Source organism: Mucilaginibacter sp. (genome assembly GCF_028288205.1).
Lineage (GTDB): Bacteria > Bacteroidota > Bacteroidia > Sphingobacteriales > Sphingobacteriaceae > Mucilaginibacter.
This window is the reverse complement of record NZ_JAQBOD010000036.1, coordinates 33,838-45,899: the sequence shown is the minus strand read 5'-3', so window position 1 is coordinate 45,899 and position 12,062 is coordinate 33,838. Positions and strand designations below refer to the sequence as shown.

General features: G+C 36.0%; 11 protein-coding genes and 1 tRNA gene. 8 read left to right on the top strand and 4 right to left on the bottom strand.

Translation table 11 applies throughout. The features are described 5' to 3' along the window. Positions 1-127 precede the first annotated feature (127 nt). Positions 128-1,138 (bottom strand): IS110 family transposase, encoded by a 1,011-nt coding sequence (locus JWR23_RS07700; RefSeq protein WP_299515034.1) that lies wholly within the window; start codon positions 1,136-1,138, stop codon positions 128-130. 625 nt (positions 1,139-1,763) lie between these two features. Between JWR23_RS07700 and JWR23_RS07695 the strand changes: the two genes are divergently transcribed. From JWR23_RS07695 to JWR23_RS07680, 4 genes are read left to right on the top strand one after another with little or no spacing between them, the layout of a single operon-like run. Beyond that, positions 1,764-2,138: a hypothetical protein gene (locus JWR23_RS07695; RefSeq protein WP_299515031.1), complete on the top strand. Its 375-nt coding sequence runs from the start codon at positions 1,764-1,766 to the stop codon at positions 2,136-2,138. Continuing rightward, positions 2,135-3,022 carry a relaxase/mobilization nuclease domain-containing protein gene (locus JWR23_RS07690; protein WP_299515028.1) on the top strand — a complete coding sequence of 296 codons (888 nt, stop codon included), beginning with the start codon at positions 2,135-2,137 and terminating at the stop codon, positions 3,020-3,022. The genes JWR23_RS07695 and JWR23_RS07690 overlap by 4 nt, the downstream gene beginning before the upstream one ends. Then, positions 3,019-3,645 carry a hypothetical protein gene (locus JWR23_RS07685; protein WP_299515026.1) on the top strand — a complete coding sequence of 209 codons (627 nt, stop codon included), beginning with the start codon at positions 3,019-3,021 and terminating at the stop codon, positions 3,643-3,645. Before JWR23_RS07690 ends, JWR23_RS07685 begins: the two co-directional genes overlap by 4 nt. Continuing rightward, complete coding sequence (locus tag JWR23_RS07680) at positions 3,642-3,782, top strand: hypothetical protein (RefSeq protein WP_299515024.1); 141 nt, start codon at positions 3,642-3,644, stop codon at positions 3,780-3,782. The genes JWR23_RS07685 and JWR23_RS07680 overlap by 4 nt, the downstream gene beginning before the upstream one ends. A gap of 850 nt (positions 3,783-4,632) precedes the next feature. Here JWR23_RS07680 and JWR23_RS07675 read toward each other — a convergent pair. The 3 genes from JWR23_RS07675 to JWR23_RS07665 form a co-directional block, all read right to left on the bottom strand. Continuing rightward, positions 4,633-5,796 carry a HEPN-associated N-terminal domain-containing protein gene (locus tag JWR23_RS07675; RefSeq protein WP_299515022.1) on the bottom strand — a complete coding sequence of 388 codons (1,164 nt, stop codon included), beginning with the start codon at positions 5,794-5,796 and terminating at the stop codon, positions 4,633-4,635. A 68-nt stretch (positions 5,797-5,864) separates the two neighbouring features. Then, the gene (locus JWR23_RS07670) at positions 5,865-8,765 is read right to left on the bottom strand and encodes a DUF6035 family protein (protein ID WP_299515019.1); all 2,901 of its coding nucleotides are present in this window, start codon (positions 8,763-8,765) and stop codon (positions 5,865-5,867) included. A gap of 510 nt (positions 8,766-9,275) precedes the next feature. Next, positions 9,276-9,349, bottom strand: a tRNA-Ala gene (locus JWR23_RS07665). Positions 9,350-10,035: 686 nt separating this feature from the next. On the opposite strand from JWR23_RS07665, the gene JWR23_RS07660 reads away from it, so the two are divergent. The 4 genes from JWR23_RS07660 (at position 10,036) to JWR23_RS07645 (ending at position 11,992) form a co-directional block, all read left to right on the top strand. Further along, complete coding sequence (locus JWR23_RS07660) at positions 10,036-11,247, top strand: MFS transporter (protein WP_299515017.1); 1,212 nt, start codon at positions 10,036-10,038, stop codon at positions 11,245-11,247. Positions 11,248-11,452: 205 nt separating this feature from the next. Next, positions 11,453-11,635: a hypothetical protein gene (locus JWR23_RS07655; RefSeq protein WP_299515015.1), complete on the top strand. Its 183-nt coding sequence runs from the start codon at positions 11,453-11,455 to the stop codon at positions 11,633-11,635. A 19-nt stretch (positions 11,636-11,654) separates the two neighbouring features. Next, positions 11,655-11,804, top strand: coding sequence for a hypothetical protein (locus JWR23_RS07650; protein WP_299515013.1), 150 nt, complete (start codon positions 11,655-11,657; stop codon positions 11,802-11,804). A 35-nt stretch (positions 11,805-11,839) separates the two neighbouring features. Continuing rightward, entirely contained in the window at positions 11,840-11,992 is a 153-nt protein-coding gene (locus tag JWR23_RS07645; protein ID WP_299515011.1) for a hypothetical protein, read from the top strand. The last annotated feature ends 70 nt before the right edge of the window (positions 11,993-12,062 follow it).

The window sequence follows — 12,062 nt, the reverse complement described above, 5'->3', positions numbered from 1 at the left end:
AAAACAGAATAATGCTTATCTTTACAGTATCAGAGGTTATGACCTACCATTAGGGCAAAGACCATCTACTATAGCCCGTTTTTACGGGCTATTCTTTTTTAAAAAAGCTGCCTGATCTTACCTTGTGCTACGTATGATCCGGGCTATAATCCTGACCGTTTTTATAAAGCGTGTAGATCAGGACGAGCAGTTTTCGTTCCAGGGCAACGATACCCGTCTTTCCCGGTTTGCCATTATCTTTAAGCCGGTTAAAATAGGTCTTTAGGGTTTTGTTGTGAATGATGGAACTGACAGCAGCCATATATAACCCTGCCCTGATGTAAGCATTACCCCGCTTGGATATATGTGGCCGCCAGGTTAGCGTACCTGATTCTTTCATGACCACATCCAAACCTACATAACTGACGAGCTGCCGCCTGTTACCGACATTGGCAAAACCATCGGTTTCAGCAATCACGGTAATTGCAGTAACAAAGTTGACCCCCGGAATGGTGATCACGTGTTTGGTTCGCTTGGAGAGTTCAGGGTCACTTTCTGTAAGGTCACGCATTTGCGCTTCGATCTCACTAAGCTGTTTGGTTGCTAAAGCAATCCGTTCTTTCAGGCGCTCCACGCTATCGCGAAAAGCATCGAAAGAATGGTTCAAGGCATGTAACTGGTTGGTTAAGGCGTTTCTGTCCCGGATCAAACCGATGCGTTCCCTGCTCATTCTTTTTAACAGGCGCAGCTGCTCATTGGGCCGGCTCCAGGGCATAAGTTCCCGTTCCAGGCCCATACGGGCCAGCATACCTGCATCGATCTTGTCCGTCTTATTCTTCTCATCCAGGCTCTTGGCATACTGTTTGCCCTTCGTGGGCTGGATAACGCTCAACCGGTAACCTACACCGGCAAGAAAATAGGCGGCTTCTTCGTGGTAGGTACCCGTCGCCTCCATATTGACATGCAAAACAAGGGCATTATCCTGCTTCCTGTTTAACCACTCCCGGAGCTTTACAAACCCGTCAGTGCTGTTTTCAAACCCGCTGGTTGCCACCACTTTGATCTTCAGGTCTTCTGTGTAGAAGGACAGGCAGCAATCGATCTTCTTCATGGATACGTCTATACCCAGGCACTGCTTCAATGTTACTTTTTTGCTCATAATCGAATTATTACAGAATCGAAACAGAGAGATATATCCCACAGTCTATACTCATATTCTACACAGGCTCAGGGAACTATCCCCGGCTTAAAATACTATTGAGACTCATGGATAAGAATCCGGCAATGGTAAGTTCTTGCTCAGGCATACATCATTACTACGATGTTGCAAGCTATGTGGATGCTCTTTTGCCGTTCCCTCTCTATATCAATATCTTATTGTTTACTAATCACTACAAATAAACGAAACAGGAGACCTGAGAGGTAATATCTGGCTAGACATGCAAAAGGTCTTGCTGCAAAGCTATGTTAGGTACTCTCGGGCCAGGCCTCCTGTTTGCATTACAAAAACAAGGTGATATCTCGCTATGCATACATCCTTTTAGGTGCTGCAGGTTAATGTTTGGTACTCTTGCCTCTGCTCTTGTAATCCTCTGATCGGGATGGTAAGATCTTGCTACGCATACACATGATGGTGCTGCAGGTTTGTGTTAGTTACTCATTCACCTATCTCCTGAATTACCCTGCTAAAGTATGAGCTATGTTTTGGTGTTACCAAAACTTGCTGGCCCCATTCATGCTATCGCATTCATGGGGAGTTTTTTAAGACAGGAAAGGATTTAAAGATGCTTGAAAAGCCAAAAATAAACAAAGGCGGCAGGCCGCCAAAAGAAGTAAAGCGATTGCGAACGCTTTCCGTTAAGTGTTCCTTTTTTGAAGGTATGCAGATTGAAAACAAAGCGAAACAGGTTGGTTTAAGCGTATCGGAATACTTGCGGGAAATGGGCTTGAAAGGAGCGGTAAAATTCAGGGTTAAAACTTTGCATCGAGACGTATTACAGTTAACGGGAACACTAAACCACATAGCCGCCAATCTTAACCAAATCGCTAAAAAGCGAAATAGCTTTGATGAATTAAGCGTACTTGAACGTGCAAGGCTAAACCAGCAAAGCACAAGCCTGCAACAGTTAGTTACGGATATTAAAGACTATTTACAATGATCGGTAAGATAAGCACAGGAAAAAGTTTCCGGGGATGTTTAAACTACCTGCATGAAGGCAGATTACAACAGAGTAAAGCGTTGCAGGAAATAGAACAGGAGAAAAAGCAGGCGCAGGTTATTTGCTATAATCAATGCTTCGGTAATAAAAAAGAACTGATACAGCAGTTCAATGAAGTACGGTATTTAAACCCGAAGCTATCTAAACCAGTATTACATGCCTCTTTAAGCTTTGCCCATTCAGATCAGTTAAGCAACCAGGATAAAATTGATATTGGTAAGCAAATGGCTAAAGACTTTGGGTTTGAAAATAACCAGTATGTGGTTATAGAGCATGCCGACCGGCAGCACCAACATTTGCATATTGTGGCTAATAGGGTTGGATATGATGCAAAAACGGTTTCCGACAGCAACAACTACAAACGGATGGCAAACTTTTGCCGAAGCATGGAAAGGAAGCACCAATTGCAACAAGTGCTTAGCCCACGTAGGTTTCTGTCTAAAGAAGAAAGGATATTGCCACGTCAGGATATCCGTAAAGAAGCATTAAAAGAGGCTATTGCTAAATTCTTAAAGCAATCCACAACCATGAAAGAATTTCAGAATAAGATTACTGCAAAAGGCTATGAAGTCGAATTGGGCAGGGGTATCGCTTTTACAGATGCACAAGCAGTCAGGTTTAAAGGCAGTCAGGTTGGTTATCCTTTATTGAAAATTGCAAAGCAATTAGCACAAAACAGACAGATGCAACAAGAGGAACAACAAAAGCCAAGCCTGGCTCAACAACTTAGGGAAACGATTTTAAGATCGCAAAGAGAAGAACAATTGAAAAAACAACAAGAGGATAAACAGGAAATTAAACAATCGGGAGGATTTAGATTATGATAAACGAAACAAATTTTAATTCGGTGATGGAAGATTTCACCAAAGAATTACAAGCAGTAAAAGAAGTGGTTAAAGTATTACCTGCAAAAGTTGATGAACTAAATAAAAAAGTAGATGGCTTTAAAAGCAAGATAGAGAACATACAGGTAACAGCACCCGCGCCGGAATTATTACCAGTACACAATATTGTGGCTGATGGTTTTACCACTATAAAAAATGTAGTACAAAGGCAGCTTAATGAGCTGTTCACCAAAAACCGTATACTGGTATTGCCGGAGGACGGCGGTAAAAGCTTTTTAAAGATTATGGGCAAACGTTTTATGATTTTAACAGCCCTGGCCTTAATGGCTTGCATTATCTGCTGGTTTGGTTTCCCTTATTGGTATATGAACAGCGAGAACACCCGATACCGTAATTCGTGGTACTGGAATTATATTAAACAGGATAAAACAGGCAAACTGGATATGGTTAATGAACTTGATAGTTTTAAGGTAGCCGATATTAACAGCTATAGGACGGACAGCATAAAGAGGTATCAAAAAGGACAGGTAACTGAATTACGCATTAAACAACTTGAAAGAGAAGCGGATAGTTTGAAAGCATTAAAAAACCAGCCTAATTGAAAAAAGCCACCCATTCAGGCAAAGCAGGTTCATCCATGAATCCCGGCAGTCCGGGATCATTCCTTCACCCGCTTTGCCTGATGCACGGCAAGAGTGAAGCTTCGCAACACACTTGCCCTTGCCCCGCCCACAAATAAAAACATCCTCATTTCACCGCGTCCGGCAAAGTTAGCGACCGGCGGACTTAAAGTTCAAGGCTATATAAACGAAGCGGTATTTGTTTGTTTTTTAGCGGTGCTTCGGCCTTGACCTTTCATCCGCCTTGCGCTTTTGGTGCCTAAGCGTTAAAAATGGGGGATGTGTGTAAAGGATCATTAAATGCTATAATATTAAGTTTTTTGATTTTGAGTCGAATATTTCAAGCTGTTAAACTGATAATAGGCGGTGCGGAAAAGTTGTGCTCTTAATTTATTTAGCTTTCAGTATTTAATTCATAAATTTGTTATTACAGAAAATAAAACATTATGATTCCTATTATTGGTTTTTTTTTAACTGGAGAATCCGGAGATAGAATAACTGGCACTATCAATTTTTTCCAATATGACAAAGAGGACATTTATAGGTTCGCGTTCGATGCTGACATCGCAAATTTTGATATAGTGAAACGAAATGGTAACTGGGTATATAAAGGCGGCATAACATATTATTTAGATTCTTGGGTTGAAGAACTTGGTCACCAAATAGATAAAACAAATAACTTCGAAAAATAAATTATGAATATCCTAAATGTGCATTTATTCCAAATAGGGTTTGAGCTTATTATGAAATTTTAATTTATAAATGGATTATCTGAAATGTTAAATTTAATCCTGATATGGTTTTCTTAGCCACTTCATCTTTGAAAGCGTCATATTTCTTTTTATCCATACGATAAAAATATGATTTTTTTCGTAACGTTGATACTTTTGATGATGAAGTTATGAAGGCTTCATTTTTAGGGAAGACTAACGAAAAGAATAAATCCGAAATTAATATATGGATCTATATTTAGATAATTGTCAAACGAGGTATAGGTTTTCTATGAACTCTGTTTGCTAAAAAATCCATTTTTTCGAGGCACTGGCTTTGATCGAAAAATAATACACACGCTTCATTTCCTGGGTTTCTTGAACTTGGATAAATAATTCCGTCAATAATCTTACCTGTAAGGTCGCCATGTGTGTACCGAAAATATTCCGTAATTATTTGAGTTGGTATATATTCAATATGTTCACTACCATCTTTAGCCACCGTTGCACTTAGATCATTAACAAATTTCTCCAAAAAGACCATACTATAATAATCACTTGACTTTTTTTGATCAAATATGCTGGGTAGTGGCGGTAACCTTGCCAGGTTTATTAAGGTTAATTCTTTATTGTTTTTAAATACACCGGTGCTCATTATCTCGATAGGGAATTTAGAATTTGGATCGAGTGTTTCTTCGTAGGCTGTTTCAGGATTAAAAGCTGCATAAAACATAGATATCCCAGCAGGACTCATGCGGTTAGGAAATTTGGCTTCATCATTAGATGGAGAAGTAAAATCTTCAGCCTTAACCGGTTTTTTTTTGAAGGAATGTCGACGGCATCTATAAAAGTCTGTTCCCGGTTCCAGCGTACTGAATAATTTGAGCTTATTAACGCGTTTTCCTATTTCATACAATATGTTGTCTACATAAGCCCCATTCATCCCGGATTTAAACTGTTTAGAACCAAAAAAAACGTAACGTGAAACATGCTTAACTACCCTTTTAAATTCGTCCCAATTGTAAGATAGCTCTTCGTCTTCGTCGTCACCATAGGGATCTAACTTACACCAGGTTCCATCACCTAAATAATCTATCAAATCGCACATTAGCAAATCATTATCTACTCTAAGATTAATTTTATCCTTTAAAAGTTCTTCCGTATCATAAGTAGCTACCAAGGATTTTTGTTCTTCTTTATCCCAACTGCACCCTTCATTATTTGCATCCCCATAAAATCGTAATATGCCTTTTTTAATGAAACTTGCTACTTTAATAAAAGACGTTACGTTTTTTTTCTTGCCGCAATAACTACATTCCCCTATACTGCCTGTTTTTTTTATAAATGCTTTTATAGGATTGTCTGTAATGTGGTTACTACAAAGTGGACGATCCTCATTTAATGCCCTGATTAGTTCTATCATATCTTTAAAACGGAAACTATTATTAAGTTTTAGCCTGGCTATAATCTAAACAAGAATCTATATTAGATTCAATCCTTCCAGTATTGCCAATATTCTTGCCCAGTTTTGCTAACATAACCACGCTTGGTGGAAAAGGTATATTTGGCCAACCCATAAACTTGTACGGTTTTATCTTTTTGTCTTATGTCGGTTGGTCCTTCATCAAAGTCATATAACTTATCATATATAATTTTTACTACCACTTTTCCTGAATAGTCGATATAACCCCACTTGTGTAAACGGTTAACTTTGTAATATTCATTGTTCCTGTCTTCTATCTCGTGGTATAAAAAATCAATGATAGTTGCACCTTTAACATCAATGTATCCCCACAGTCCTTCCTTTTTAGCTTTGGCTTTGCCCAAATTAAATTTTTCTATCCAATCGAAAACGAAGCCAATAACCTCATTACCGCGATCATCAATATAGCCCCAATAATTAATTCTTTTGGCCTTAGCTCTACCATTTTCAAAAGTCTCAATGGCATCGTAGTTGAAAGGGATTATAACATTCCCACGTAAATCAATGTATCCATATAGTCCGTTTTTCTTTGCAATGGCTTTATTATCCCGAAATGGTTCAATTAGATCAAAAACGCAAGGCATAATTTCATTGCCCTCTAAATCTATATACCCCCATTGACCATTCTTTTTGGCTCTTGCTATACCATCATTAAAAGATTCGATTAGATCGAATATTACAGGAATAACTTCGTAGCCATTCACGTCAATATATCCCCAGAGATCATTTTTTTTTGCTTTAGCTATACCATTAATAAAAGATTCGATTTGATCGAAGATTATAGGAATAACTTCGTGGCCATTCAAGTCAATATATCCCCATAGATCATTTTTTTTTGCTTTAGCTCTGCCATCTATAAATGATTCTAACGAATCATACACAAATGGAAATACTTCATTTCCTTGTAAATCAATGAAACCAAAAAGGCCAAATTTTCTTGCGATGGCTACACCGTCATCACTATATGCCCCAACCCAATCAATAATTTCGTTTCCATTTAAATCTATACAACCAAAAACATCATTCCTTTTTGCTTTTGCAGTTCCCCCTTCAAAAGGATTAATCATATCATATATAAAAGGTATGACCTCTGTTTTATCCTTATTAACAAATCCAAATAGTCCATTCTTTTTTGCTCTTGCTATTCCATGGTCGTTAAAATCTTCGATAGCATAAATGAAACATTTTAACTTATTATCGTTAAATTCTATTATACCCTTTCTTTGATCGATAATGCCTGTAGCTTTTCCTTGCTCAAAAAGAGATATATAATTATAGTTAGCAGGGATCAGAACGTTTCCGTTAAAATCCATTAGCCCCTCGTAATAAGTATGATTTGAACTATAAATATTATAACCACCATAATTTTGTCCAATTAATGTTTTTACCGTTTCCTTTCGAGTAATTTTTAATAAATCTAAACCCTCCTGAAAAATTGATATGTTATCAAACGATAGCATTTCAATTTTACTATTCTTATCGTCAATGATTGACCATTCTTTCGCTATTTTGACTACATATCGATCATTATTGATTTCAAAAATTTCGTCATATAAACAAGGTATTATTTCAACCCCAAGGGGGGTTGTATAGCCAAATTTTTTATCTTTTTTCACCTTTATAAATTCCGTGCCTTTACAATATTCAAATATTTCATCGTAAATACAGGGTAAAATTTCTTTACCAAGTTTGTTTAATAATCCGAATTTCCTACCCCTTTTTACTTTTGCAAATCTACTTTCCCCATATTTATCAGCAAAACTATATATGGGTTTGATTATTAATTCCCCCTGTGATTCATAACCCCACTTCCCATTTTTTTGTAAGGGATTTAGTTCGTATACTCCATTTCTTATGCCAGCAATTATTTCGTTAATTTTTCTTTCTTGCTCCTTTTCCTTTGATTCTTTTTCAATCCTCTTTTGTTCAAATTTTTTTTGATTATTTTCTTCAACCTTTTTTAACCACTTTTCACTTTCAAGTTCATTTTTTGTCCGTTCGACTAATTGTTCCGGGTAATAGGATAAAAACATTTTATCAGCATCGACATAATAAGGTTTGAGTTCCTTATCATCAAAATTTAATTCCGAGAATTTAACATATTCTTTATGAATACTTCCCCGCCCATGTACTAATTTGCCATTTTCAATAATTGGCTCAAACCAAATACAAAGCAAAATCAATTCCCTTTGTTGCTCCGATAGGATTATGGCTTTTTCATCATAAACAAATGCGTTTCTTTTATTGGCATAATATATATCCTTACACATTAGGTTACCAAGATTAACATATTCTTCATTAGAAGAAAAGTTAAAAATCCATATAATAAAAGTGTTATTTAATTTATAGAATATGTCCCTGGCTACGATAACGCTTAAAAACGTTGTTGATAATTGAAGTTCAAAAACAACTTTTTTATTTTTATATTCTGCGTAAAGATCAGGTCTTCTCCAATTTAATAATGGATTGTTGCTAATGAACCGTTTTTCAACTTCAACATTATTTATTTCTAATTCTTTGCTTTTTTGGTCAGTTAATGCCTTATATATTTTTTCTTTAAGATCAATATGCCTTTGACTTTCCTTAATACCTGCGTATTTAATTGCCTCAATCTCTTCTTTTGAATAATTTCCGTTAGTTTTAATTTCACATTCTTCACTATCATGTAAATGGGCAAAGAAAGAAACTATTCCTCTTTGGGTTGGTTTTCCGGAAATTTTCACAATCTGATGGCAGTAAATACAAACGAATTTTGCTGCTCTAATTCCACTTATTGCTTCCTGTTGTACCCGTCTGAAATAAATTACTTTATCTTCTGATTGTTTAAAAAATTCTTTTGATAAAATAATCTCGCCTGTTTCTAAATCAAGCACTTCTTCTATTGTACGCTTACTTTCAAATTCAACCATTTAATACATTTTTTATTATACAAATTAGTTTACTAAGATATAATTAAGCCTTAAGAAAAGACGGAGAGCAATAATGAAAATTCTTTAGCAAAGCGCCCAAATACGGTGTTTTGAACAACAGCAGGCGCCAACGTACTCGCCCAATCGTTCATTAAATATTATTCCATATTCACCACATCCGCAAATTTAGCCCACCGCCGTGTAAAAAGTAAAGGCTATATAAACGGGCAGTTGTGTTTGTTTTTTTATTGGCTTGCCCGGCCTTGACTATTACCCGGCTTGCGCTGTTGGTTGCTTAAGCGGTAAATATGGGATGGTGTGTTCAATAATTTATTCGACAACGGGCATCGGCGATAACCATTTTGACCAAAAAAACTAACTGTTTTTGTTTTTCAGGCAGGTTGTGATTAATAAAACACGATAAAACCAAAGGAAAGTGTTGTACCTATGTTGTACCTATAAAAAAATCAGGCTTTTAGAATTTAATCTAAAAGCCTGATTATCAATGTGTGGAGAATATCGGAGTCGAACCGATGACCTCTTGCATGCCATGCAAGCGCTCTAGCCAGCTGAGCTAACCCCCCATAGTTTGGATGGCAAAAGTAACAAAAAGATAATAACTTGAAAATTTATGTTTGGGAAAAAATAGTTTGCTTTATGTGCCATTTTAGAATATATAGAAACAAGTAAGGCCCCTGATGGGCAGGGGCCTTTACTAAACCAATTATAAACCTAAATTATGAGAAGACTTTTTCAATATGCTATTAAGATGTTGTTATCTCGTTTGCATGGTGTAAAGGTAACACTAATATTTTTAATATGCAAATATTTTTATAATTTTTTTGTAAAACAGATATGTATGGCTATTATAATGGCAAAATATTTGGTTAAATGTTAACATAGTGTTAATTTAATAGAGATTTTGATATTTTTTGTGTTTTGTTGTGATTTTTTCAAGAAAAATATTTATTTCTGGTAGTTTAAACCTGAATTTTCAACAGTTCTTATTAAAAATTATTCAAAATTCTTATTAAGTATATGCTTTTTTAGTTTTTAAACATGATTTTCGGTAATTTTTGTTTGAAAAGTATAAAAATAATGGTGAAATAATTATTGTAACAATTATTTCGACTAATTTTAAAATAGCATCTGTATTTGCAATTATTATATCTGGTAATTGCAACTAATCAAAGAAATAGTAGAAAATTGCGCTTAATAAACATCAATTTAGAAATGCTTTTACATTTTTGTAAACAATTTCCTTCTATTTATGGACAAAGCATCAGCAAAAAATAAAAATCCCCAACTCACAACATTTACATTATGGGTAATGACTATTACTACCGGGTTGGTTGTAGCTAATTTATATTATAATCAACCTTTATTGGTTGATATTAGCCGCACATTTAATGTAAATAGTGCAAAAGCCGGGCAGGTATCCACGCTCACCCAGGTTGGTTATGCAGTTGGAATGTTCTTTATTATACCGCTTGCTGATATGTTTAAGCGGAAAAGATTAATGATAATAGATTTCGCATTTATTGTATTATCACTATTGCTTACCGGTTATGCCACAAATATTAACATATTATTAGTAGCTAGTTTTTTTGTTGGGGCTTCATGTATGATTCCGCAATTATTAATACCCATGGCTGCTCATTTAGCCAAACCGCATGAGCGTGGTAAAATAATAGGTTTTGTAATGAGCGGTTTATTAATAGGAATATTGTTATCACGAACACTAAGTGGTTTTGTTGGGGCGCATTTTGGATGGCGTAATATGTTTTATATAGCCGCAGGCCTGATGATGGTTATGTGGGCATTGGTGTATTACCTGTTGCCCGAGGTTGAGCCCGAGTATGAAGGTACTTATAAAAACCTAATGCTATCTATGGTGCATTTAATAAGGGATGATCCTAAGCTTAGGTTAGCTGCGCTACGTGGTGCCCTGTGCTTTGCTTGTTTTAGCGCTTTTTGGAGCACACTTACCTTCTTGTTGAAACAAAATTTTAATCTGGGCAGTGATATTGCAGGTTTATTTGGCCTGGTTGGTGCTTTTGGTGCTCTGGCTGTAGGTGCCATGGGAAGATTAAGCGATAAAATGGATCCTTACCATTTGTCCAGCTTTACTGTAGCGTTGGTTATTATTTCTTTTATTGTTTTTGCATTTTCCGGTCATAGTATGGTGGGGTTAATAATAGGTGTGATCTTGTTAGACATGGGTGTGCAGGCAACGCATATATCAAATCAGGCTATAATATTTGCTACAAATCCGGGAGCCCGTAATCGTATTAATACCGTATATATGGTTACGTATTTTATTGGCGGGTCATTGGGCACTTTTGTGGCTACGCACCTTTGGTATCTTTATCAATGGAACGGCGTATGTATAATGGGTATCGTTGTATCGGTTATTGCCTTAATAATGCATCTGCTTAACCGCAAAAAAATACAGAATAAAACTACAACTGTACACTCCTGAGTACTTCAACAAAAAACAGTGTTCTGTTTTTGTATACAATTTTAAAATTCGGATTGCTTTTATTTAAATTGAGTAAAATGCTTGTTTATAGCATTATACGCGTTATCCTAAAATAAATTTTGAGTTATTGATGAGTTTTTTTCTTCCCATTTTAAATCTTGGCATTTAATTGGAACAGTACCTATCAACTATTAGTTATTAAGTGATGGTCGTTGAAAAGAAAAAACAGGAAGAGACTAAAGAAAAGGAATGGGAAAATCCTATCGAACCTGACAAGTCTACTGACGAGCGCGACAAGGAACAATTACTACGTCAATATAAAGAGGCTAAACGCAGACACGACAACCTTACAGAAACAGATGATAACGAAACTAAATCAGAACAATAAAAACATTAAAACATACATTATGAAAATCAACCAAAAACCGGCAATCAGCAAATTAGTAGCCCGCTTTGATAAGGAATTAAGAGAAATAATAATGAATGATCTTAAAATGATAAGAGGGGCCAGAAATTTTTTAAGAGCAATTAAAAATGAGCAATTATCAGTTGCTTAGTAAAACATCTGTTTAACCTACAAAGACATCAACCTATGAAAACTCAACAAAAACCAGCAACAAGTAAATTATTAAAACGCTTTGACAACGAATTAAAAGAAATGTTAATGGCAGACTTGCAAGCTTTCAGAGAAAAAGGTCAGTTTATTACCAGCAGCAACCAGCCGGCCCAACAAAAAGCTGCCTGATCGATACACACATCTACCTATAAAATCTACTATCTCCTATGAAAACGATAAAGCTTCCGAACTTCGGGGG